17 protein-coding genes and 1 pseudogene are annotated in these 25,764 nt (G+C 47.9%); 9 read left to right on the forward strand and 9 right to left on the reverse strand.

Annotated elements, in window-relative coordinates; all coding sequences use genetic code 11:
* Together AC5YB3_RS19120 and AC5YB3_RS19125 are read left to right on the forward strand one after the other, a co-directional pair.
* Positions 1 to 2,235: a heavy metal translocating P-type ATPase gene (locus AC5YB3_RS19120; RefSeq protein WP_494525950.1), complete on the forward strand. Its 2,235-nt coding sequence runs from the start codon at positions 1 to 3 to the stop codon at positions 2,233 to 2,235.
* Positions 2,236 to 2,602: 367 nt separating this feature from the next.
* The gene (locus AC5YB3_RS19125) at positions 2,603 to 4,195 is read left to right on the forward strand and encodes an ABC-F family ATPase (RefSeq protein ID WP_012196852.1); all 1,593 of its coding nucleotides are present in this window, start codon (positions 2,603 to 2,605) and stop codon (positions 4,193 to 4,195) included.
* A gap of 158 nt (positions 4,196 to 4,353) precedes the next feature.
* Here the strand turns inward: AC5YB3_RS19125 and AC5YB3_RS19130 are convergent, their stop codons facing one another.
* From AC5YB3_RS19130 to AC5YB3_RS19170, 9 genes and pseudogenes are all read right to left on the reverse strand, one after another.
* Entirely contained in the window at positions 4,354 to 4,878 is a 525-nt protein-coding gene (locus AC5YB3_RS19130) for a lipocalin family protein (RefSeq protein WP_063883209.1), read from the reverse strand.
* 175 nt (positions 4,879 to 5,053) lie between these two features.
* Positions 5,054 to 5,932, reverse strand: coding sequence for a DMT family transporter (locus AC5YB3_RS19135; protein ID WP_494525951.1), 879 nt, complete (start codon positions 5,930 to 5,932; stop codon positions 5,054 to 5,056).
* Between the two features lie 105 nt (positions 5,933 to 6,037).
* Positions 6,038 to 8,632 carry an FAD-binding oxidoreductase gene (locus tag AC5YB3_RS19140; RefSeq protein ID WP_494525952.1) on the reverse strand — a complete coding sequence of 865 codons (2,595 nt, stop codon included), beginning with the start codon at positions 8,630 to 8,632 and terminating at the stop codon, positions 6,038 to 6,040.
* 132 nt (positions 8,633 to 8,764) lie between these two features.
* Positions 8,765 to 9,793, reverse strand: coding sequence for a sensor domain-containing diguanylate cyclase (locus tag AC5YB3_RS19145; RefSeq protein ID WP_006081041.1), 1,029 nt, complete (start codon positions 9,791 to 9,793; stop codon positions 8,765 to 8,767).
* 301 nt (positions 9,794 to 10,094) lie between these two features.
* Positions 10,095 to 11,156: pseudogene (locus AC5YB3_RS19150) on the reverse strand (transposase).
* 274 nt (positions 11,157 to 11,430) lie between these two features.
* A complete protein-coding gene (locus tag AC5YB3_RS19155) occupies positions 11,431 to 11,805 on the reverse strand; it encodes a DP-EP family protein (protein ID WP_063883207.1) in 375 nt (124 codons plus the stop codon).
* A 22-nt stretch (positions 11,806 to 11,827) separates the two neighbouring features.
* A complete protein-coding gene (locus tag AC5YB3_RS19160) occupies positions 11,828 to 15,094 on the reverse strand; it encodes an nSTAND1 domain-containing NTPase (protein ID WP_494525953.1) in 3,267 nt (1,088 codons plus the stop codon).
* 502 nt (positions 15,095 to 15,596) lie between these two features.
* A complete protein-coding gene (locus AC5YB3_RS19165; protein ID WP_494525954.1) occupies positions 15,597 to 16,925 on the reverse strand; it encodes a DUF4785 domain-containing protein in 1,329 nt (442 codons plus the stop codon).
* An 11-nt stretch (positions 16,926 to 16,936) separates the two neighbouring features.
* A complete protein-coding gene (locus AC5YB3_RS19170; RefSeq protein ID WP_226058678.1) occupies positions 16,937 to 17,794 on the reverse strand; it encodes a lipase family protein in 858 nt (285 codons plus the stop codon).
* A gap of 864 nt (positions 17,795 to 18,658) precedes the next feature.
* On the opposite strand from AC5YB3_RS19170, the gene AC5YB3_RS19175 reads away from it, so the two are divergent.
* From AC5YB3_RS19175 to AC5YB3_RS19205, 7 genes are all read left to right on the forward strand, one after another.
* Positions 18,659 to 19,006, forward strand: a complete 348-nt coding sequence (locus AC5YB3_RS19175; protein WP_011846399.1) for a hypothetical protein — start codon at positions 18,659 to 18,661, stop codon at positions 19,004 to 19,006.
* Between the two features lie 124 nt (positions 19,007 to 19,130).
* A complete protein-coding gene (locus AC5YB3_RS19180) occupies positions 19,131 to 19,832 on the forward strand; it encodes a TetR/AcrR family transcriptional regulator (protein ID WP_006085296.1) in 702 nt (233 codons plus the stop codon).
* Positions 19,829 to 20,947 carry an HlyD family secretion protein gene (locus AC5YB3_RS19185; protein WP_494525955.1) on the forward strand — a complete coding sequence of 373 codons (1,119 nt, stop codon included), beginning with the start codon at positions 19,829 to 19,831 and terminating at the stop codon, positions 20,945 to 20,947. Before AC5YB3_RS19180 ends, AC5YB3_RS19185 begins: the two co-directional genes overlap by 4 nt.
* Complete coding sequence (locus tag AC5YB3_RS19190; RefSeq protein WP_494525956.1) at positions 20,944 to 21,900, forward strand: ABC transporter ATP-binding protein; 957 nt, start codon at positions 20,944 to 20,946, stop codon at positions 21,898 to 21,900. Before AC5YB3_RS19185 ends, AC5YB3_RS19190 begins: the two co-directional genes overlap by 4 nt.
* Positions 21,890 to 23,011: an ABC transporter permease gene (locus tag AC5YB3_RS19195; protein ID WP_006081051.1), complete on the forward strand. Its 1,122-nt coding sequence runs from the start codon at positions 21,890 to 21,892 to the stop codon at positions 23,009 to 23,011. The genes AC5YB3_RS19190 and AC5YB3_RS19195 overlap by 11 nt, the downstream gene beginning before the upstream one ends.
* Positions 23,012 to 23,132: 121 nt before the next feature.
* A complete protein-coding gene (gene lepB / locus AC5YB3_RS19200) occupies positions 23,133 to 24,092 on the forward strand; it encodes a signal peptidase I (protein ID WP_494525957.1) in 960 nt (319 codons plus the stop codon).
* A gap of 279 nt (positions 24,093 to 24,371) precedes the next feature.
* Entirely contained in the window at positions 24,372 to 25,658 is a 1,287-nt protein-coding gene (locus AC5YB3_RS19205; RefSeq protein ID WP_446444487.1) for an acetyl-CoA hydrolase/transferase family protein, read from the forward strand.
* Positions 25,659 to 25,764: the final 106 nt, after the last annotated feature.

Genomic DNA, 25,764 nt, shown 5'->3' on the forward strand with positions numbered 1-25,764 from the left:
ATGTCTATGACCAGACTCTATGTCGCCAATATGAATTGCGCTGGCTGCGTCGCGAAAATTGAAAAGGCGTTTGCCGCCCAAGCGGGCGTCGAAGCGCGTGTTAATCTCGCCGATAAACAAGTGACGGTAGAAGGCAAGATGAGCGCCGATACCGCCTTAACTGTGATGGAAAAAGCAGGTTATCCGGCGCAGGTAGTGGTGGATGCAAAAGTCGCCGCCGAAGAAAAACGCCTAGAAGATGCTACTGAGTATCGGCTGCGGATGCGCCAAGCCATAGCCGCGCTCGTTGTGGGCGTGCCTATGATGCTGTGGGGATTATTGGGCGGCGAGATGATGATCAACAGTCCAGCGATGCAGCTTGGCTGGAGCATTATGGGACTGGTCACCTTGGCCTTGCTTGTTACCACGGGCGGACATTTCTACCAAGGCATGTGGCGGGCGCTAAAAGCCAAAACCACGAACATGGATACGCTGATTGTGCTGGGCACCAGTACGGCATGGGCTTATTCCATGCTGGTGGTCATTATGCCGAGCGCATTCCCTATGGATACCCGCCATGTGTACTTTGAGGCGAGTGTGATGATTCTAGGTTTGATTAACTTAGGTCACGGACTGGAACTTAAAGCGCGGGGCAAAACCAGTGAAGCGGTGCAGCGATTACTTGGATTGCAATCCACCACTGCGATTCGGATCACAGATAAGGGCGATGAAAAGGTTGAGATAAGTCAGCTGAAATTGGGCGATAAGCTGCGTTTGCGCCCCGGTGACCGAGTAGCCCTCGATGGTGAGGTCGAAACGGGGCAATCCCTATTAGATGAAGCCATGCTCACAGGTGAACCCATTCCCGTGCTTAAAAATCGCGGCGACAGTGTGAGTGCGGGTACAGTCAATGGCAACGGCAGCTTAGTTTATCGAGTAACGGCGGGGCAAGAAGATACCAAACTCGCCAAAATCATCGCACTGGTGCAGCAAGCGCAAACCTCGAAATTACCCATAGGTCGATTGGCTGACAGAATCTCAGCGGTATTTGTCCCGACTGTGGTGGCTATAGCGCTGTTGGCAGCGGCAATTTGGTATTTTGTGGGGCCAGCACCCGCCTTAAGCCATGCGTTAGTGGTGCTGACGAGCGTGCTCATCATAGCGTGCCCCTGTGCGCAGGGGCTGGCGACACCTATGTCTATCATGGTGGCCGTTGGCCGCGCCGCCCAAATGGGCGTGTTAGTTAAAAATGGTGAGGCCTTGCAAACCGCCAGTAAAGTCGATTGTGTGGTGCTGGATAAAACCGGTACTGTCACCTTAGGCAAGCCGCAAGTCACTGATTTTAATTTAGTGCAAACGCTGAGTGATGCCGATAAAGAGACTTTGCTGGGTGAAATTGCGAGTCTTGAGCAGCACTCTGAGCATCCGTTAGCGGGGGCGATTGTTAGTTATGCCAAGCAATCCCTGTCGCAATTGCCCGACACACAGGCATTTACGAACCATCAAGGTAAGGGGATTGAGGGCAAGGTCGATGGCGTATCGCTGGCGATTGGTAATCTCGCCTTAATGACGGCATTGGATATTGTTAATTCCTATGGCAGTGCCTTAGATCCAAAAGCGACATTAAGCTTTGCAAACCAAGGTAAAACTCCGATTTATGTCGCCAAAGCGGGCAAGTTAGTGGCCACTATCGCGCTTGCCGATCCGATTAAACCCGATGCTAAAGACGCCATCGCGGCCATGTTGCAAAGGGGTATTCGCGTGGTGCTGTTAACGGGTGATAACCCACAAACGGCGCAGGCGGTGGCCGACCAAGTGGGCATCACTGAAGTGATTGCCGGTGTACTCCCCGAGCAAAAACAACAGCATGTGCTGGATTTGCAAAAGCAAGGACATGTGGTGGCTATGGTAGGGGATGGCATTAACGATGCGCCTGCTCTGATGAGCGCCGATGTGGGGATTGCAATGGGATCGGGCACTGAGGTGGCGATTGAAAGTGCGGATATCACCTTGCTGTCGCAGCAGTTGATAGTGATTGCTAACTTATTGGCATTGTCGCGGGCGACGATTACCAATATTAAGCAGAATCTGTTCGGCGCCTTTGTGTATAACAGTTTAGGCATACCGGTTGCGGCTGGCGTGCTTTATCCACTCACGGGCATGTTATTAAGCCCAGTGATCGCGGGTGCCGCCATGGCCTTGTCTTCACTCACTGTGGTGACGAACGCCAACCGCTTAAGACGGCAGAAGTTATAAGCTGTCGATACCTAAGCAAACTCAAAATGTTGAATTTGGTATCTTGAGTTAGCTTAGGGCTATGCCTACATGAGTCTTTGGCGTCGGCAAGGTTTGCGACGCTAAGGGTCATCAGATTGTCATTCTGCTCGAATACATTGAAAGCTAAGCCAATAGGGTAAAATTAATTACGCTTCTCACGCAGGCATTGTGCGGCGATTTCGGCATTCCCTCTGGCTTTTGATCGGCCTTGGTAGTTGATAATTTAGCCCAAACTGCTATAGTGCCACGTTTATTTTTACCCCTTCGGCATAGCGTTATTTGGTTTATGCTTATTTAAAGCGGCGCCAGCTGGCTCGGCCAACATTACTCGATTTGGAAGTTCATTTTGATCACAACAGCAAATATCACCATGCAGTTCGGCGCTAAGCCACTGTTTGAAAACATCTCAGTTAAATTTGGCGGTGGTAACCGTTACGGTCTTATCGGCGCAAATGGCTGTGGTAAATCGACCTTCATGAAGATCCTGTGTGGTGATCTAGATCCTAGCGGCGGTAACGTCTCGTTAGATGTGAATGAGCGTCTGGGTAAACTAAGCCAGAACCAGTTCGGTTATGAAGAATTCAACCTGATCGACACAGTGATCATGGGCCACCGCGAACTGTGGAAGGTAAAGCAAGAGCGTGACCGTATTTATTCTTTACCAGAAATGAGTGAAGAAGACGGCATTACTGTAGCCAACCTAGAGATGGATTTTGCTGAGATGGACGGTTATACCGCCGAATCTCGCGCCGGTGAATTGCTGTTAGGTGTTGGTATCGGTATCGACAGCCATTTTGGTTTGATGTCTGAAATCGCACCGGGTTTAAAACTGCGTGTACTGTTAGCGCAAGCCCTGTTCTCTGATCCTGACGTGCTGCTGCTCGACGAACCTACCAACAACTTGGACATCGACACAATCCGTTGGTTACAAGACATGTTGAACCAACGTAGCAGTACTATGGTTATCATTTCGCATGATAGATATTTCTTAAACTCTGTCTGTACGCACATGGCTGACTTAGACTACGGCGAATTGCGCGTTTACCCAGGTAACTACGACGAATATATGCAAGCGGCTACCCAAGCTCGCGAGCGTTTATTGTCTGATAATGCGAAGAAAAAAGCCCAGATCTCTGAGCTGCAAACCTTCGTAGCACGCTTCTCGGCTAACGCATCTAAGGCGAAACAAGCCACATCACGTGCCCGTCAAATCGACAAGATTAAGTTAGACGAAGTAAAAGCCTCTAGCCGTGTGAACCCCTTCATTCGTTTCGAGCAAGAGAAGAAACTGTTCCGTAATGCCTTAGTGATTGAAAATCTGACTAAAGGTTACGACACGCCGCTATTTGAAGACTTAAACTTGATTGTTGAAGTGGGCGAGCGCATTGCGGTACTGGGTGAAAACGGCGTCGGTAAAACGACCCTGTTACGTACTCTGATCCACGATATCCCGCAGGATGCAGGTACTATCCAATGGTCTGAAAACGCCAACATTGGTTACTATGCACAGGACCATGAGTCTGATTTCGCGAACGAAATGACCTTGTTCGAGTGGATGAGCCAATGGCGCAAACCAGAAGATGACGACCAATCGGTACGTGGCATCTTAGGCCGTATGTTGTTTGGTTCTGACGACATCAAAAAGTCAGTCAAAGTGCTGTCTGGTGGTGAGAAAGGTCGTATGTTATTCGGCAAGCTCATCATGCAAAAAGCCAACATTTTAGTGCTCGACGAACCGACCAACCACATGGATATGGAATCGATCGAATCATTAAACAATGCACTGGAAATGTACGAAGGCACCTTGATTTTCGTGAGTCATGACCGTGCATTCGTATCATCGCTAGCTAACCGTATCCTTGAAGTGACTCACACAGGTGTGAATGACTTCAGAGGCACTTACGATGAGTTCCTTGCCAGCAAAGGCATCGAAGTCTAAGGTTATTCTTGATTTAGCTGCATGTGTAAATGCATGCATCTAAATGCAGCATCAATAAAAACGCCGCAATGCATTGCGGCGTTTTTGTATCTGTTATCTGTCTATTATCTAGCGATTAGTTTTTTATGCACTTGATTCTAGCGCATTAGCCACGCTCGTTATTGCGCAGACTCTTGCTGCACATAAATCAAACTGTCGGTATCAAAACCGCGGGCTTTAGACATTTCAACAAACTTTTGCAGCACCTCGGGTGGCACAGTCGGGGTTTTAGCCAGTAGCCACAAATAACCCGTGTCGGGCCCCGATATAAAAGCGTATTGATAGTTTTCATGATCTAATTCGAAGACCACATACGATCCATAAAATGGCCCAAAGAAGGAGACTTTCAAATAGCCTTCTGAGTCCCCATTCACAAAATAGGCCTTACCTTCGGCTTCTTTCCATTCGTTTTTAGCCGCTGAAAATCCACGGTTAATGACCATCACACCGCCATCGTCTTTCAGGCTGTATTCTGCGCTAACTTGGCTTAACCCCCTTTCAAATGAATGATCTAAGCGCGCAATTTCGTACCATTTCCCTAAGTATTTATTCAGCTCAAAATCATTAACGGGTTGAACCAATTTAGGCATGCCTAAACAACCGCTGAGCAAAAATACACTGATGACCAACAGTAGCTTTCTCAATTTGACCTCCTAATCTTAAGTCTTAGTCGCACATCTTAAGTTAAATGTTCAATCAATCCTCTGTCGAGCTTACACTATTTTCTTCATATTATTTCAGCTACTTGGCTTCTATTGGTTAAAGTCTTATTAGTTAAAGTCCTGTTGTTTAAAGTCCTGTCGGCGACAGTCTTGTGGGTTACTCGCTCGCAACCTGCACTTTGCGCTGACTGATAAAGCCTTGGCTAATGCCGGCCAGAATAATCAAGCCGACACCGCTTAATTGAATTGGGCTCAAGGTTTCACCAAATATCCACCATGCCAGCGTCACTACGATAACGGGTTCCACATAGGCGAGGGTGCCAAAGGTGACTGCAGGCAATTGCCGCAGGGCTTTTACCGCCAATAATATTGCTAAAAATCCGGGGAAGAATCCAATCGCGATCAACCAAACAATTTGCGGCAAACTTGGCGTCAGCGGTGCATTTATCACTAAGGGCAGTAGGCATAAAGCGCCGACACAAAGCTGCACTAAAGTGCTCTGGTAGGGCGAACTCAGACTCGGTTTTCGGTTGATTAACATAAAACCGCAGTAGGTTAAAAGGGCGAGTAAAGCATAAAAATAGCCAAATAATTCAGTGTGATTGTTCGCTTGCTGCGGCCCTGTAGGGATCATTAACATAAAGCCCATCAGCGCGACCACTACGCTTGCCATGCTTAAGCGGGTGAGTTTCTCGGCAAAGAAATAATGGGCGAAAATAGCCGACACCACTGGGGCTAAGTAAATAATCATGATCACATTGGCCATTTGGGTGTACTGAATGGCTTCAATGTAAAACGCCATAAAACCCGCGAGCATAGCACCATTCACTAAGGTGCGTTTACTCGGTCTATGGCGAATCTGATGGCCTTTACCTGTGAGCAGCATATAAGCCAATAGAAATAGGGCACCGAGTAGTAAGCGGTAAAAGGTAATGTGCTCGGCGGGTAGGGCGGCAAAGCGTGCTAATACACCGATTGTGCCCATAAGAATGGCCGCCAATAGGGCAAAAATGATTGGTAAAGCTGAGCTTGGCATAGATAACCTACAACAGAGTGAACAGAGAGTTAAGGGGCGACACCGTCCTGTGGACGGCGTCGATTTTGCCTTAAAAACTCTCCCTAGGCTATGCCGATATATTAACTAAATAATGCTTTTACGTGAGCGGAAATGGTTAAAGCTATCTTGGCTGTAGGCCGCCTTAATCCGTTTTAACGCGGCGTAGTTATGGTCGAAGTACACATCAGTGGGGATGGCCTTATCTTTGAAGCTGATAAAGGCGCCCGAGGTGTTGGGGATGTCATAATTTCGGCTGGCATCAATCCAATCGAGTGCACGATTGATGCGGGTAAACACTTGGCTATCCTGCAATTGTTGTTTCTCTTGCAGCGCGTTATTCCACCAAGTTTGATATTGAATCGTGTATTGTCTGTCCTTGTAGGGGAAGGCGCTGCGACTCTTTTGCTCTTCGCCCATAGTGCGATAATAATCACCCGCAATGGCGCCAAGGGTAACATAGGTAAATAGCCCCAATTGGCGATTACCTTCAAGCACATAGCGAGAAGTTAAGCTTTCGAGCAGTGGCTTATAACCGTCCCTCAGTCCCGTATGATTGACTAAGCGCGAGGTGACTTTATGGGGCGCGGGCTCATCCAAATCGGGTGGCGTCGGTGAGCGGTTTATGCCTTGTAAGTCAGCTTGCAGATGATGAAAAGATTCCCTTTCCCAATTGGCCATTAAGTTTTCACCGTAGGCTTTGGTAAGTCCGCCCATCCCCTCGATGCGAATTTCATTGGGCACTAGGTCAAACTCATTAAATTGTGTCTGGATAAAGTGATTCAGACTGGCTGAATTTCCTTCCCAAAAGCCATACATCAAGCAGTTATGCTTAATCGACTCAGTGTCTATGTCAGGCGTTTTGTGTTGTTCTGCGGGTAAATGTTTGGCATTTATCTTGAGATTGGTACCAATCAAACAGCCTGTGCTGTCGGCATTAATGATGGCTTCCCAGCGCTGTAAAATGTCTTTGGTTGGGGTGTGCTCAATGAGTTCTTGGGTTTGTTTATCATAGCAATTCCACTCTAATTCAAACTTGAGCAGGCAAGGCGGTAGTGGAAAGGTTTGCACAAAAAAGCGGGTCACTATGCCGTAACTTAATCCGCCGCCACCCTTGAGCGCCCAGAGTAACTCAGGTTTATTGGCAACAGAGACGACTTGGGTTTCACCAATGCCGAGGACAATTTCTGCCTGTAATAGGGATTCGCAGCACATGCCGTATTTTCGGGTCCAAGGTCCTGAGCCGCCGCCCATAATAAATCCCGCTAAGGCAACGTTGCCACTGGTGCCATGGGGGATCATCACGCCTTTTTTTGCAAGGGCAGTGGTGAGATTGATAAAGCGATTGCCTGGGCCAATGGCCGCAATACCTGTGATGGGATCCAAAGTGAGGCTATCCATCTTCAGCAGATCCAACACTATGGTATTGGTTTCAGTGCTTTCACCTTCGTGATCATTCCCACCCGAGCGCACGCTGATCGGCAAGTTATAATCGATGGCTGCTTTATAGGCGATTTTGACTTCTTCAGTGGAAGTGCATTTGATGATCGCCAGTGGTTTTTTTTGTAACCTGCGGTTGAACAGCTGGCAAGCCTGTTGGTAGGCAATCATTTGCTTACCCGTGCTGACCGAGAATTGCTGTTCACTATAATAATGGCCAGCGGTAATAATATGGTCGGCCGGAATGTGTGCGCGAACTTCATTGATGAAATTAACAAAGTTTTTGGCTTGAGTGATCACTAAGTTTTCACTGATCCGCACTTCTGCACTTAATTCTTCTTCGGTCGATTGCATAATCAAACAATCCCGTTCGAGTTCATTTGCGACGGTCACTTTAATATTCGAACGATAGGCCGTCAGCGATTTAAATACTTCGATATTGAGGGTGATATCCGCTTGATTGCTCGCCGCGTAATTAACGACATAATTAAAATTAGGCCAAGTGTTATAGTCACACTCAATAATATAGGCTCGGCGTTCGTGGGGTGGAATAATCTTAGGCAGTTGTTGATTATAGGCGTTGCAATCCGCGGTGGTTTTTATGAATTGATATTCAGTATCATTAAATATGACCAGCAGCACTTTTTGTCTTTGAAGTGGGATAAAGTTTTCATCACGAAAATTATATACATCTTGATGCTGATAAATGTAAAGGTTATTTTCGGTAATCGATTTTTGTTGCGCCGGATTACGATAATAGTCGACGATTTCGGTTCGGGTTAATAATCGATTAAGTAAAGTGATGCCAAATATTTCACCATCGAAATGTGTGTCGCGGTGATTGGTTAATGACACGTTTTCAATTAAAAACTCATTGTCAGCAACCAGTGAAAGGTTATTGAGTTGTGTATGGGTAATTTCACCATCCACATAACAATTAATTTCATGGTATTCATGGCAGATAGACAATAAGTGCCACTGGCCATCGTTGAGTCCACCTAAGGTTGAAATTGCCTCAACCCGCAGCAAGGTGGTATTAATCACGCATTCAATATGCCCCAGTGAATTAATATCCACCGCGAAATAGGTATCTTCTCGATCGGTTTTATAATGGAACACACGCCCACCTGCGCTGGTTTTTACCCAACACTGGTAAGTAAATATGGCAAGGGGTGACGTGCTCACGGGTAAGCTTTTTTCAATCACTGCCCGTATATTTCTTGATGCCTCAAGCTTATTCATATTCGTGCGTCCTTTCGTGTGCTTTGCGTGTTTTACCTCAGTGCGCTAAAGCGCTACTGGGGTAATTCATCCCGTGGTTAATCCATCGCGGGTAAATCAGTTTCGGGTAAATAAGTCGCCAATTAATGGGGATTAAAGCGACGTATTGATCCTGTCACGGCCATCGGCTTTGGCGCGATACAATGCGGTATCGGCGGCGCACAGCATGGCGAGTGAGGTACGGAACTGGCCATTGATTTCACTCGCAATCCCTTGGCTCGCGCTCACAGAGACATAGTCGCGCAGGCCTTGCTCAGTAAAGCGCAGGTCATTAATCCCTTGCTGCACTTTTTGGGCAATCGTTAGTGCCATTTTGGCATTGTGGCTTGGTAGAATTAGCGCGAATTCTTCACCGCCGTAACGCGCTGCCAGGCCAATGTCTATTGGCACTATGTCAGCAATCACTTTGGCAATCTTACGTAGGCACTCGTCGCCTTGGATATGGCCGAATTGGTCGTTGAACACTTTGAAATAATCCACATCGATAATCACCACGCTGATAGGGCGCAGCTTACCTGTGCATTCTTCCCAATAGTGATGCAGCATTTCGTCGAAGTATCGGCGGTTCGCCAACCCAGTCAGTGAATCTGTGGCGGCCAATTTACGCAGCTTTTGATTCTCCGCTTTGTGCTGCGTTAAATCGTGCATCATCATCACGAACAGAGGTTCATGGCTGGGGATGTAGGAAATGGAGAGTTCGACATCTTTTGCTTTGCCTGAGGCGGTAATGAGGGTGATTTCTTCGGCGCAGTGCTGCACTGGAATGCCGCAGTTTTTGCCTAGTTTAATATCATTGCTCAGCAGATTGTCGTAGCGAGCTTGATGGTGCTCGGTCAAAAAGTTGCGCCAATCTTGTCCCTTCAAACTGGCCTGCGGGCATGTCAGTAAGTCAGCACCTTTGCTATTGCTAAAGTAAATGTAACCTTGGGCATTGACGATAATCACAGGCTCGGTCAGATGCTGAATAAACTGTTGAATCGTTTCAATCGAGGCATGCTCGAAGAAGGTTAACGGCAATGCGGGCTCGACCAAGCCTTGCTGCGCAGTACACTGTAAGCCATTGTCTTCACCCACAAGTGATAATGGATGTTGTGAGCGAGTCTGTTTAGGTGAGCTTGTCATTGTTATCATTCTCCGTGAACCTAATGTCATCTGCGCTAAGCGCTTTTCTGATGATGACTTTATTCTCTGCAAAGAAAAGATACCTTCTGCTTACCTTCCGATTTAATTTATTGTTTATAAAGGTTTTAAATTTACTCTTCTCACGGTGAATTCTCAGGTTTAGCTGAAACGTGCGAGATTTTGGGGTATGAAAAAGTTGAAAGAGTGGCACTCATGAGTGGATTTTTGGCTATTAAGCGGCAAGAGCAAAGCATTTTAGTGTCGAAATTTAACCGCAGATAAAGAGGTGGAAACGACTCGTTTACCCTAAAGGTTGATTTGGATGCAGAGCTTCGCTACCTGATTTTCCCCTACACCATTTACCACCTTGCTGAAGTTTAAAAGCGCACATCGCATCCCAACGACCACTGATGCCACTGTACTGGCGGCGAAAATCTTTAGCAGAGCTGAGCCAAGCATCTGATGCAATCCCTAACTCATTGAGCAGTTTTGGTCGCTGATTATCGATAAAGCCTTTTTTATCATGGCGAATGGCGCGGCCAGTCCAATCGATAAGTTCCAGATAATCCGCAAAATGAAAAGGGATGCCCGTTTGTTGACTAGAGTGTGTCGCCACATCGAACTTGGCGAGAGATTTGTTTATCGTTTGAGGCTTATTTTTTGCGGATTGGACTGGTGCTTGCGGTGAGATGATGATGTTATTTACCTGCTTGAGTGCACTAATTCTTTCTTGAATCGAGGTGAAATCAGAAGATTGTAAAGAGTCGGCAATCCCTGCTCGAATAGGGTTTAAATCCACGTACATCATGCAGGCTAGTAAGGCTTGCTCATCTAGCAAAGCTTGGGATTTGAAACGGCCTTCCCAGAACGCGCCTTTACACTCATCTTCACGATTCGCTTTACGGGCAATTTCTTCGTTCAGGCAGCGCACCTCTTCTTCAAATCAAAGGCAAGATATGCTGGATAAACGTTCATGCCACTCGGCAATTAAGGCATCGAGTAACATGCGTTCATCGTCAATTAAGTCATCACCATTCATATATTTAGTGGCAATGGCATGGCCTTTGGTGATTTGACACCATCGGCTGATAACCTCTTTTGGGCTTAAGGTTTTTGCTTCCTCAACATCAATTTTAAGTACTAAATGGTAATGGTTGTTCATTACTGCATAGGCGCAAATGTCGATACAAAAGATGGTGGATAATGCTTTGACTTTATCGACAATCCAGCCACGTCTATGCTCATAACTGCGGCCTGTGAGTTTATCCTCACCGCACAGAAAAGCCCTTCTGACACAGCGATTTATCACATGATAGAAGGGCGTTGTATTGGCATCGATAAGCATTCTTCTGGCCGAGGTCATGACTCGCTCCAAACAGACAAGGTGAAGATAATCTAAAGACTAGTAGAAGAGGGGACAAAGCACAAAAAGGCATGGCTGTCCCTGCTTTTCGTTAGCCTTAGCCTGCATTTTACGGAATTTAGCGTCACTAGCAACCAAAGACAGTGCTGTTATGGGAAAACGGAGGATAAGCGGATGTCTTGTGAGAAATGCTCTGCCGCAGCGACAGAGCATTTAGAGCTCATTTCAGGAGGCACTTATCTCGAAAAGATATGGCGGTCCTGAGAAAAATCCTTTAATCACGATCATTAATGATTTGTGGATCAGGGCTAAGTAACAGTAAAGTATTGTTAGTATTAGTGAGTACAAACTGAAACTTAGTTGTACCAGAAGTGTGGTCAAGGTCGATCATCTGCAATATCGCGCCATCACTGCTTAGGGTCAAAGCATCTATAATGCCATCAAAGGGGGTTAAAAAGCCTGCGCCTACGAATTTAAGTCCCTTACCAGTTTGGTCATCGAGTAGGTAAGTGATAGTGCTAGCAGCAGTAATAGTCACATCACCTGGGCATTCACTTCCTTCTGCATTTGTATAAGTGAACACAGGTTCACCATTTTCAAGAGCCACCGTGACTTTAACATAATGAGCTTGTCCATAATTGTCTGACATCTGTTATTTCCTTTGTGTGTTGTTAAAATTTAATACTTTGTATTCCTGCATGTTTTAGTCTATTTACGAGTTCTTGATCTCGATCCAGTTCCCCTAAACAGTCAAGCGCTCTACTATAAGGTTGTAAATATTGGGGATCTCTATCTTTATTCTGAATTTGCATGAGTCGATTCTTTGCTCGCATGCAGTTCTGTTGCGTAGCTTTTACATCTTGTTGTTGATTGAACAATTGAGCATTTAGTAGTTCCACTTCTGCCATGCTGGCATGATATTTATATTCATATGGAGCGTCATTGATCAATGTTACAAGTAAAGTGTTTGCTTCCTCTATTAGCCCCCTGCTTTTCTTGAACTGCCCAGTAAGCTGGTAATATTGAGCGGCATTTTTTAGCAGCATAGCTTTCAGTGGGCGATATCTTCGACTGGAAGAAAAAGCGGTCTTTTCTTTTGAAAGTTCAGCTTGCAAAGTTACAGGTGTATAAGTACAACGAGGATCTTTGAGAGTAGCGTTAAGCAACATTAGTTGGAACTTGAGGTAATACAGTTTTGTTTTCCATGCAGAATTTTCGGGATCTAAAGCTACAGCTTGCTGCATTAGGCTTTCTCCCTGCAATGCACTATCAAAAGCTTGCTGAGTAAGGTTTTGATATCCCAATAAATCAGAACTATTTCTCAAACTGCTTGCCAGTCTGTCTAATAGATATCCATCCACACTATTTATTTTCCTTATTGCTTCTAACCCAACCTGCAGCTGCTTATGTATTGTGATTGCAGAATTTAAGTCACCCTGAGAGAGGGCTGCACTCGCTAACCAAGATCTAGTATCCGCCACATCCGCAATGAGCTGACTATCCTCAGGTGCTTTGGCCAAGGCGAGCAATTTTAGCCTTAGCGACTCTTCAAAATCCTGCCGTGCTTGAGTAAATTCCTGCTGCTTCATAGATACAGAACCCAAAGTATTATGGGCGTAAGATAGCTCCATCAGCGCATCTTTATCCTCTGGCGCTAGGGCATACATGGTTTGGCTATAGACTAAGTACTGTTCGAAATAGGGGCGTGTGGCGGCCCAATCACTGACATCATATTGCAGTTGCCCTAACCAAAAGGCATTGGCACCTAGAGTTTTTAGTAGGGCTAAGTTTTTCGGCTGCACACTCAAGAGCGGCAACATTTTTTCTTGCGCCGCCAGTAATGCGCTGCGAGCTTCATCGATTTTATTGCGCGAATATGCCACTTCGCCCATGGCCTCTAAGGTTTGGCCGTGTTGGAAGCGGGCGTCAAAACTTAAGTGTGCATCATCCTCTTTATTGGAAAAATCACTGAAATATTCCAGTGCTTTATTGCTGATCCCGTCGAGTAAGTCCATACGGCCGATGCCGCGCATCTTGTCGGCGAAGTCGCCCACCATGAAACCGAGTAAATCTTCGGCGGCGAGGCGTTTTTGCAGGGCGAGTTTTTCAGCTTCTATGCTGCGCACACTCATGATAATGGAGGTGAGGGTGAGGACGCATAATAGGGTAACGGTTAAGCGCCTCGTCCAGCGCAGCATATTGGCGCGTTTGGTGGAGGCTGTGATAAAGGCGGTTTCGGGATCGTCTAAATCGAATAACGGATTTTGGCTGAGACTTTGGGCTTCTTTTAAAGGTTTACCTTCAGCGAGTAGATAGGCGCTGTGTTTGGCTTCGCTGAGCCAGCGTGTTGAAAGATGCTGTAGGCGACTCTTAATGCTCAAACTGTCGCTATGTTCACTAATCCAAGCCGTCGCCCGTGGCCAACGGCGCAGCAGGGCTTCGTGGGCGATGCTAAAACAGGGTTCACCATTTTGCAGATGCGACACGAATAAGCGGCTATCGACCATGGCTTGCACTAGGGCGGTTTCGGCGGTGCTTTGCAGCTGCGACCAGCGGGCGGTGCGGCTGGTGATGGACTTTTCATCTTCGCGCAGGGTGACTAGCAGGGATAAAATCCGTGGCAGACTGGCTTTTTCGGCATCGCTTAAATGGGAAATCGCTTGCTCGGCATTTTTACCAATCGCCCCTTCAATACCGCCAAGGGCATGATAAACCGAGACTAATAACTTATCGTCGGCGCTGCGCTGCAAATACAAGGCCTGCAGCGTGTATTGCAACATGGGCAGCGCATCCGGGTTACTGGCGGCGTCGCTGCAGAGCATTTCATCGAGCGGCATTGCGGTTTCGCTGTCAACTTCCCAGCTTAAGTTGGCGGCCACCGCGGGCAGGCGGATCATTTGCAACAGTTCAGTGCGTGTCGGCGGCGCTAAGTCAAAGTGGGCGCCGCGAGATTTGCCGGCCATTAAGCTTGGGTAGCCCACAAGTAAAGGATAAAAATCGTTGCGACAGGCACTGATAATAATCACGGCCTTAGAGGTAGCGAGTTGTTCCAGCAGTTCAACAAATACTGTGCGCTCGGTGTCGCTAAATAGCGGTGATGAGAGCAACACTTCTAATCGGTCGATAAACAAGGCAAAAAACGGCTGAGTAAAGGGCTGAACCTTGAGTGCTTGGGTGCACAGGTTGATTACGCCTTGGATATCTTCGATGAGTTGAACCGCCAGTGTATCGGCACTCATGCCTTCGAATACTGGCGTGTCGTTGATTTCCCAGTCGAGCATAGCGCTGGCAAGATCGGTTAACAGTTGCCCTTTACTCACATCGGCAAAATCTAAGCTGCTGAATGACGCGACACCAATGCCGTTATAGCCGCCGCCCTTCATTAAATTGGGCACAACACCGGCATTTATCAGGGAGGATTTACCGCTGCCACTTGGGCCTAAAACCAGACAGAAGGCACGACCATAGATGATTTGCTGGCTGATACGGTTAAGCAAAGTGCTGATTTGTTCACTGCGACCAAAAAACACCTCGGCATAGTTAGCGCTATAGGCTTGCAGACCCGGAAAGGGCGAGCCGCCTTGCCAACTTTGCGGGCTGGCGGTGGCTTCGTGGCCGATAGGAAAACGCACTTCGGCTAAGGTGCGATAGCCGCGTTTGCGTATGGTTTCTATATAGATGGGATCGGTGGCGCTATCGCCTAATGCTCTACGTAACTGATTGATAATTTTATGTAGTGGGTTGTCGCCAGTATCAACACCCGGCCAGCAGTGGCTGACTATTTCATCACTGCTGACGACTTCGCCCGCCCGTTGACAGAGAAACAGCAGCACATCAATCGCCTTGGGCTCAAGTTGTTTGACTTGTTTGCCAAGAAGCAGACTATTGGCGCTGGGATTGATTTGCCATTCACCAAAGAAAAATGTGCTGTCACTCATAACGATGTCCATTTATTGAGTATTGGCTAGCGTACTGTGGGAAACGTACCGTTAGTTACCACTCTTATAGTTATATTTTTGTTGTGTTTTTATGGTAAATGTTGGGCTGTTGTCGGCCTAAGGTTTGATGTCAAAGCCTTGACATTATGCCTGTTGCATTTGTTATTTAAAAGGAATGACCCTTGATAATCAATGTAAATTTTATTCATGGCAGCTATGGGGAATCATCTGCGGCTTGTCATTTTTCTGTCAACAGTTTGTGCTTTACGCAGCATGTTAAATAACGCGGCGGCTTTTGGCTGTTTATTAGCAAAACATCAACAATGGAAAAGTGCCCACTATGGGCACTTTTCAATGAGAGAGAAAACTCGGGCGGATTAACTTTATCGGGCTAACTTTGTCGTGTTAGCTTGGGGCGGTTAACTTGAGCCTCGCCTCTGGTTTAACATTGGCATTTAAAGCCCGCGTCTTCTATCTGCTCGTTAATATCAGCAGCTTAATGTTAGCGGGTTAAGATCAATGCTTTGGCTTGATAGCTTAATCTGGCCATTTGACCTTGATCTTGCAGTTCTAACTCATTGAGTTCGAATGGCGGCTGTAAACCCGAGGCTTGGATGAGCTTAGGATCTAACATCAGCTTTAACTTTGGCGACTCTGGGGTTAGCCAATTAGCCGCTTGGGTACGTAGAATCGCCACCTTTTGACCTTCGGCATTGGTACCGGTTAACGTGCCACTTATGCCAAAACGTCCCGCCTCGGCGACCGATAACTCAAAGTTGATTTGGTTAGGCAGGCCTTTATCCCAAACCGTGAGCACTTCGGGCTTGATGCTCGCCGAATTGACATAGGACTTAAAGACAGATTTGACCGTGCGCTGCACTGGGCGGCCATCGACTTGGGTTTGCACTGTAATTTCAACTTCACTGAAACCCGCATTACTGCTCGAAAGTGCCACGCCCGCGGGGATCACCGCTTGCCATGTCTCACCTTGTTTTACCATCATGAGTGGTTGCATATCGCCATCGGCTTGCTTGAGTGTTGCCTGCGGCACGAAGGTGTTATCACTTTGGCTGAGTGCGAGTTCAAGCCCAAGGGTTTGCGCATCAGCCGCGATAGCGGAGGAGGCTTTGACACTCAGTTGATAGGGCGAGCCTTTTTCCTTCACATTGACTAAGTAGTTGGCGCTTGGCGTTAACGGCTGACTGACCTGCAGGCGATATTGGCCCGGTGTGGCTTTCGCCGACATTTGCAGTGCGCTGGAATCATCGGTTAATCCTGCGCTAGCAAGGGCATCGGCGTTGGCCATCGATTTGACCAATGACTCATTAGTGTTTATCCCACTGCTGTTGGCCGCTTTGCCTTGGGGTGACTGATTAGGGCTAACGCGCTGAATTTGTACGCGCTCAGGGGCAATAGCCTCTGCATGCATTAAGGCGCCAGAACTGGTATCGCCCCGAGGCGCAATGCGCACTAGGCTCGACGCTTGGCTCATGGTGAGGCCCACGCCCGCATTAAGCTGAGCGCCGGTTACATTGACCCAATACTCGTCACTTTGGCTGGCTTGTTCAAGCTGCGGCGCGCTTGCCTGATACTCGCCATACAAAGGGGTGATAAAGCTAATGTAATCCGTACTGGTGTTAATGGGCGCCAGTGTTGGACTGGCAATATTGCTATCGACAAGATCGGTATCGCTCGGCGCGGCTAGGGTTAACCCTTTGGCGTACATAGGGCTGGCATTGGTTTTGGGATCTATGGGTGTGGCTTCGTCTTGGCAGGCTGCGAGCAGTCCGCTTAGCGCCAAGACACTGGCAAGTTTGCTGAGTGTGTGCATCTTAGTGCTCCTTAAATATGGTTGCGGATCAGCGTGTCTAAATTGAAACACGCACGGCGGCTCTGCTGATGGCTTAGGGGTTCTTGGCCACGGGTCTTTTGTTTATCGATAAACCAGACTGTGCCAGCTGCCTTTTGCGAGCTGCAATTTAAGAAGCCGTCGGAGCAGCTATCGAGCCAGTTTTGAGTGGTTTCGAGCGCGACTTGGTATTGGTAACCCGCGCAGTAACTGTCGCTGTCCCAAATGGCGGAATCAACATCTGAGCCCACCACGACCTCGAAGGGTTTACCCAGCGATGGGCGACCTGCAGTGCCGTAGAGCATAGTGTTGTTGTAGTTTGCCATCCAACCCACTTGCTGTTGTTTCACCGCATTGCTGCCATAGCCTAAGAGCCAGCCTAAGCTGGTTTCGAACACATTACCTTGGTTCACCGCATCGGCGAGCGGCGTACCAGCACTGGAAGGGGCGAGGGCGATAACCTTTGAGGTGGCGTTGATCACCGCAGGATAACGGCTGTCCCACGTGGGGTTAGATAAAATCCACCGCACTACGTTGCCACCATTGGAGTGGGTCAGCAGAATTAAGTCGTCGATATTTTTGGCTTGGATAAAGCTATTGAGTTGGGTCGCCAGACAACCTGCGGCGCTTTCTTCCCACATATATTGGTCAAAGTCGCAGTTGATCACTGTGTAATTGTTTGGCACTGGGATACCTTGGCGCACTGAGTTAACAAATTCGGGCGTCCAGTAATCGGCTAAGGCATTGGTCTGGTGACCCGTACCATGGATAAAGGCAACTCCGGTTGCAGCTAATGTCGCTGGGCTGACAGCTAACAGACCCAAGAGCATGAGGGCTTTTTTGATCTTCATGGGTATATCTCGTGTTGTTGGTCTTGTTGATAGTGGCCGCGCAGTCCGTTGCGACTGTTTAGGGCAAATCGGTTAATGCTAAGGATTTGCCGTAATTTAGCGTTAAATCGGCTGACATGGCTCGGGTTATATGCGCCATAGGCGCGGGTTACTCACTTTGGGTAGAACATGATTTAAGGCCTGAATACGACGGGATAGGGTGAATGCGCTAGTTTAGGTTGGCAGCCAATGTGATTGCCGTAACTTAGCCATTATCAACAGGACTTAACTCAAGCTTCTTAACCTAGACGCAACATTTTGAGCTGGCAAGTAAAAAAATCACCATATAATTGAATAGCATGGCAGTATTTTAAAGCATACGTTTTAATGTCAATATCGAGGGCGATAAGGTGATGATAAGCAATGACTAATAAATGGTACTGTGTTTTATGGTGTTTGAAATCATGGCTCGATTACGCAAAAGAATTTTCTGTGACATTGGCTTTGCGTTTGAGTTAATAGGTTTATCATTCTGTATATAAAGGTTTTTTGGATAAATCCGCTAAACTTAGCCACTCGCTTTGTGAGATCGACATCAGCTTAGTGCATTTAAAGCGTAAACCGATTAGGCTGAGCTGAGTTAAAGTAGTATCAACGTGATGAATACCCATACATGCCAAGCATGCACGCATTTATGATAAGTCAGCTATTAGGTCATTGATTTAACCATTGATTGAACCACTGATTTGAGCCATTGTTTGAATCACTAATAGAAACAGCGATTCAAACAGTGATTGAGCGATGGGCTGAAATACGAGATGCAATGCGACTTGGGCAGGTTTAAAGAGATAAGGGAGAATAAGTTTGGCGATAGAACATAATGAGATGGTGAGCTGCTTAAGTGGATTGCAATGCCGCACTAATTTCACCATAAAAAACATTACTGAATACATGCTCCCAGACACCAAAGAGGCGTTCTATTTACACCTCGACGGTAAATCCCCGAACTTGATTATTCGGCCCGCATTTGAGGTTTTTTCTGGCGAACTCGCCACCATTGCAGGCGTGCATGCCAAATACGATTATTTCCACAATGCGGAGATGACTCGTTTTCCAAAGCGTTTGCATAAGAGTCTCACCGAAACCCACTATGGACTTGCCTTTAGCTTTGACACAGTCGAAGCCGTGCAGCAATTTGTCAGCCGTTTAGGTGCCATAGTCAAAGGTGCATAAATTTTAGTCTTGACGCTTTAGGGTTAAATTCCTCAATACCAATGAAAATGAGGAATTTAACTGCTGCCTTTTTACGCGGCGTTTCAGTATATTCATCAATAGATGAATTTTGCTGGAGCCTGCCATGTCGCTTATTCCCGGTCGTCCTAGGGGCGTCGTTCCATTTAGCGCCCAACCTGAATCGCCGCCCATTCTCGGTCGTCCGAAGGGAAACTCAGACGCGCGTCAACGCTTAATAACCGCTGCCTTAAGTCTCTTTAGTCATCGCAGTTATCCTACTGTGTCTACCCGTGAAATCGCCCGCGAAGCCGAGGTCGATGCCGCACTTATCCGTTACTATTTTGGTTCGAAAGCGGGTTTGTTTGAACAAATGGTACGGGAAACCCTTGAACCCGTATTAACCCGCTTACGCGAAATATCCGCGGCTGAAGCGCCTAATAATGTCGGCGAAATCATGCAGACCTACTATCGCGTTATGGCGCCCAACCCTGGCTTGCCACGGCTGATTATACGAGTGTTGCAGGAGGGCGATGGCTCGGAACCCTATCGAATTATCTTGTCCGTGTTTGAGCAAGTGTTAACTCTGTCGCGGCAATGGCTCGAATCCACCTTAGTTAATTCGGGATTATTAAAAGAGGGCGTCGACCCCGATTTAGCACGGCTAAGTTTTGTAAGTCTTATGGTATTTCCGCTTATTGCCCCGCCCGTATTAATGCGACAGTTCGGCTTTTTTGATGCCGATGCAGCGCTTTTGCAGCGCTTAGCTCTGCACAATATGCAGGTTTTTACGCAGGGACTGTTATGTGAACCAAGGAGCCAGTCATGAGCTCAACGAAAGGTTTGACTATGTTGAATGACCAAGATTTTAGTCGCAATCGTTTCAGTAAAAACAACTCAAGTAACAAAAGTTTAAGTAACAACAGTTTAAGTAGCAGCAAGTTAAGAAACAATAAGTTAAGTAACAATAAGTTAACTAATCAAACCGCATTAGCTAAAAGAGTCGCGACAGGTGTCGTTTTAGGCTTTTTGCTGCTGCAGTTAGCGGCTTGCAGCCAAGAGTCGCCGAGCGTCCTTGGCACAGTCGAGCGTGACAGACTGACACTGACCGCGCCCGTGGGTGAGTTGATTACTCAGGTAAATGTGGTTGAAGGTCAGCAGGTTAAGGCGGGCGAAGTGCTACTCACACTCGATTCGACCTCGGCCAATGCGCGCCTTGCCCTGCGTCAAGCCGAACTTGAACAAGCCAAGGCTAAACTTTCTGAGGCGGTGACTGGTGCGCGTTTAGAGGATATAGAACGCGCCAAGGCCGTGCTCGATGGGGCGAATGCCAGCGTGAAGGAAGCGCAGCGAGCCTTTGAGCGCACTAACCGTTTGTATGCCACCAAAGTGCTGAGCCAAGCGGATTTAGATACCGCCCGTGCGGCGCGGGATACCAGTTTAGCCAAGCAAGCCGAGGCGGAGCAAAGCCTGCGCCTATTAGAAAATGGCACCCGTAGTGAACAGCTAGAACAAGCTAAAGCCGCCGTGGCCGCCGCCAGCGCCAGTGTCGCCATCGAACAAAAAGCCTTAGCAGACTTGAGCTTAGTGGCGGCGCGTGATGCCGTTGTCGATACGCTACCTTGGCGAGTCGGCGATCGTATTGCGGCGGGTACTCAGTTGATTGGTTTGTTGGCGAGTGAGGATCCCTATGTGCGGGTTTATCTGCCCGCGACTTGGTTAGACAGAGTGAAGGCGGGTGATAAGGTCAATATCCGAGTGGATGGCCGCGAAATGCCGATTGCTGGCACTGTGCGTAATATCCGCAGTCAACCCGCTTACACACCATTTTATGCGCTCAATGAACGTGACCGAGCAAGGTTGATGTATCTCACTGATATCACCATTTCCGCCGCGGGTCAGGATTTGCCGACGGGCATGGCATTAGCCGTGGAGCTGCCATGAGCCACACCGACTTTGCTCTCGAGACCCAAGGCATGACCCGCGCCTTTGGCGGCGTCAATGCGGTGGAAAACCTCGACCTCGCCATTCCCAAGGGAACCATTTATGGATTTCTTGGCCCCAATGGCTGCGGAAAATCCACATCAATCCGCATGTTGACTGGGCTGCTGAGCCCAACGTCGGGGGAAATCCGCGTCTTGGGTGAAACCTTACCCGGCGCCGAGGAAAAACTGCGTCGCCGCATCGGCTATATGACGCAAAAATTCTCCCTGTACGACAATCTTTCTGTGCGGGAAAACTTAGAGTTTGTCGCGCAAATTTATGGTTTGAACCGCCGAGCCTCAAAGCTGCGGATAGCCGAGTTAGTCACGCTGTACGATTTAGTCGGCCGAGAAAAACAAATGGCAGGCTCCATGAGTGGCGGCCAGAAACAGCGTTTGGCCTTAGCGGCGGCGACCTTGCATCACCCCGAATTGCTGTTTCTCGATGAGCCGACTTCAGCGGTCGATCCTGAGAATCGGCGCGAGTTTTGGGAGCGCTTATTCGATCTCTGCGCCCAAGGCACCACGATTCTTGTGTCGACTCACTATATGGATGAAGCCGAGCGTTGCCACGGTCTGGCGATTTTAGAGCGGGGGATAAAACGCGCCGACGGTTCACCCCAGCAGCTGATGGCGGCGATGGGCGCTCGGGTGGTTGAAATCTCAGGGGATGATTTACGCAATTTAAAACAATCATTGATCAGCGAGTCAGCGGTATTGTCGGCGGCGCAAATCGGCAGTCGTTTGCGGGTGTTAGTGCGCAGCGATATTGAAGATCCACTCGCTTGGCTTAAACCTCGGGTTGCCAGCCGTACGATGGAAGAAGTGCGCGCTAGCCTAGAGGATGTGTTTGTCACTTGCACCGGCGAGCGTTTGGCTGAGGTGTCCAAGGGAGCAACTGACCATGTGGCGTAGAATTTTTGCAATTGTAGTCAAAGAGCTGCGGCAATTATCACGGGATCGTATGACCTTTGGCATGATAGTCATGATCCCGCTGGTGCAACTGATGTTGTTTGGTTATGCCATCAATACCGATGCGCGCCATCTGCCCGCGGGGCTGGTGAATTTGAGTGATTCTGCCTACAGCCGCTCATTGGTGCAGGCGGTGGAAGCGACGCAGGTGGTGGATTTCAAACAGCGTTATTTAAGTGCAGCTGAGGCAGAGGCGGCGATCACTCGCGGCGAAGTTAAAGCTGTGCTGTATTTGCCCGCCGATCTCGATGAGCGCTTAGTGCGTCACCCAAGCTTTGCGGGCCAGCAATATTTAGCTCAGCCGGTAGGGCAATGGCTGGTGGACGGTTCTGATACGGTTGTCGCCTCAACCATTCGTAGCCTTAGGCAAATGCCACTGGATGAAGTCGCAGGAAGAGCGCAAAAAACTGTGATGCCGAGTTTTGAAGTGGTGCAATATTTCAATCCTGAGCAACGCTCTGTGGTCAATATCGTCCCCGGCCTGTTGGGGGTGATTTTGACTATGACCATGGTGATGTTTACCTCCGCCGCCATAGTGCGCGAGCGCGAGCAGGGTAATATGGAGTTTCTGATCACTACGCCAGTGCGGCCGCTGGAGTTGATGCTGGGTAAAATCGTGCCCTATGTGATCGTCGGCTTTGTGCAAGTGACCATTATCCTGAGCGCAGGGCATTTGTTGTTTGATGTGCCGATTCGTGGCGGAATCGACTCCATCGCCCTTGCCGCTATGTTATTCATTTGCGCCAGTTTAACCTTAGGATTAGTGATTTCGACCATAGCTAAAACCCAGCTGCAATCGATGCAAATGACGGTATTTATCCTGCTGCCATCGATTCTATTGTCGGGGTTTATGTTCCCCTACGAAGCCATGCCCATCGCGGCGCAGTGGATTGCCGAAGCCTTACCCGCAACCCACTTTATGCGCATGTCACGGGCCATAGTGTTGCGCGATGCCCAAGTGATGGATCTGCAATTTGATGCCCTGTGGATGATAGGTTTTACCTGTATCGGGCTATTTATCGCCAGTATGAGATTCTCTAAGCGTCTAGATTAATATTATCATCAGTATGCTGATAGTCGCATGGCAGGCTATCAGCGACAGGAAATGAGGTTGTGCTAGGTTAGGCAGTGAATTATGATGCCGTTTTCCAAATCTAGGGTGAAACGGAGTTCAATTGGATATTCAATGGAAGCCAAAAGCTTGGCTCGCAATATTATTAGGCCTATTTTTTCAGCCGTTTGTATTTTTATACGTTAATCAATTTAAATATTTTATTCGATATTTTATTGGTGCGCTGATTATCGCGGCCATGGATGTATTTTTACACTCAAACTATTTCCCATTTAAATCGGGGAATATGGCTTGGCTTCAACATATTTACCTCTCTTGGTTATTTATTGTTATTTGTCCCATTCACGGGTTTATAATCGCCCGTCGTTACGATATTACTCAACCCCGCCGCTGGTATGCTCGCTGGTGGATAGTGTTAGCGAGTTACGCTTTGATGATGTTACCGCTGATTGTGTTACGAGGTTTTTTCTTTGAGCCTTTTAGTATTCCGGCCTCTTCCATGAAGCCGACGTTAGCGCCCGGCGATCATGTGTTGGTGAGCAAGTATGGTTTTGGTAACTATCGATATTTAGGTTTTCAACTGGCTAAGTCGACGCCATCGGTAACACCCGCAAGAGGGGATATATTGGTATTTCAATACCCTGCAAACCCGACGATTGACAATGTAAAACGTGTCATTGGTCTACCCGGCGATAGGATTATCTATCGCGACAAAACCATTTTTGTGCAGAAAGCCTGCAATGTATCGAGGGAAGCCTGTGCAGGATTGGACTCTCAATACGATCTTATCGATAAAACCTTATTACCCGAGTTGAGTACTGAGACTCAAGCTGTTTACCAAGAGTCGTTGGATGATATTCGCTATCAGGTATTATTACTCCGCCATCAGAAAGAACTTGTTGATCGCTATTATGTGCAAGAAAACACATTAAGGGATGAATGGTTAGTTCCCGCTGGTCAGTATTTCGTCTTAGGTGATAACAGAGACAATAGCTTAGATAGTCGATATTTTGGGTTTATTCCTCAAGACTTGATTATTGGTAAAGTGATATATATTTGGTAAGGCTGAGTGCTGATGGGGATAACCTAATACGGGCTTATTGGTGTTATCCCTAATCAAACTGTTGCAAAGCATTTTAGCCAGAGGCTTTATTAACCTCTAGTGCCAAAATAGGTTGAATGTGTATTTTGAGATCCAATTAATAATCCAGAGTTTGATATAGCGCAAACTATAGATAAACAGTCGCGCTAAGCCATTGAAATCGATATTGCTTAATTAGGATATCCCTTACACTACCGCTATGGCCATTGCCGCCATCATGCTTAGGGAAGGGAATTCATTATGCCTGCAATCATTTGTCATAGCGCGCTCGAAGCCGTTGCATTAATTCAAAGTGGCGAGACGCTGTGGACGCATTCCATGGGCGCCACGCCGCGTATCTTACTCGATGCGTTGGCGCAGCACGCACTCACTAAAGACAATCTCACCTTATTACAGTTACATACCGAAGGCGCTGAATCCTTAAGCCATCCGAGTTTACAGGGACATTTACGCCATCGATGTTTTTTCGGTGGTCTGCCGACGCGGGCATTATTGCAAAGTGGTGATGCGGATTATGTGCCGATTTTCCTGTCTGAAGTGCCTAAGTTATTTCGCTCCGGCGAGCAAAAAATTGATACTGCGATTATCCAAGTGTCGCCGCCCGATAAGCACGGCATGTGTTCCTTAGGGATCTCGGTCGAAGCCACGCTTGCGGCCTGCCAAGTGGCGGGCAAGATCATCGCCCATATCAATCCACAAATGCCACGCACCCACGGTGATGGGTTTATGCATATCGACCGTTTTGCTGCTGTGTATGAAGAAAGTGCGGCCTTGCCGATCCATTCTTTCGGCACGGGCGATGCCGTGAGTCTGGCCATTGGCAAAAATGTCGCCCAATTGGTACGCGATGGCGATTGCCTGCAGATGGGCATAGGCGCAATCCCCGATGCCGTTTTATCTTGCTTAACCGACCATAAGGATTTGGGCGTTCACACTGAGCTATTTTCTGACGGTATATTACAACTGGTTGAAAAGGGCGTGATTAACAACAGCAAGAAGCGTTTTTATCCGGGGAAACTCGTCACAGGTTTCGCCCTGGGTAGCCAGAAATTATACGACTATGTTGATGATAATCCTGCGGTTATCTTTATGGACATAGAGCAAGTCAACGACACGTCCATTATCCGTAAAAACCCTAATGTGATGGCGATTAACTCGGCGCTGCAGGTCGACCTTTCTGGCCAAGTGTGCGCCGATTCGATTGGCACTAAAATCTATTCTGGCGTCGGCGGCCAGATGGATTTTATCCGCGGCGCTGGGTTATCCGAAGGTGGGCGCTCTGTGATTGCGCTACCCAGCACGGCTGCGGGCGGCACGATTTCCCGTATTGCCAGTGTGTTATCACCCGGCGCGGGTGTCGTTACCACTCGGGCCCATGTGCATTACATTGTGACCGAATATGGCGCTGCCAATCTACGCGGCCGTTCATTGCGCGAACGGGCACAAGCGTTGATCGCTATCGCTCACCCAGATTTTAGGGAACAATTGAGCCGTGATGCCTTCGATGTGTGGGGATTAAGACTGTAGTTTTTTAGGTTGATCCCTCGTTCTGATCTGTCGCTCAGTCTTCATTGATGGCAAGCATAAACATAAAGAGAGGTAGGCTGGGCGTACTAGATCCCCCGCGCTCAAT

Source organism: Shewanella sp. 1311 (assembly GCF_059338235.1).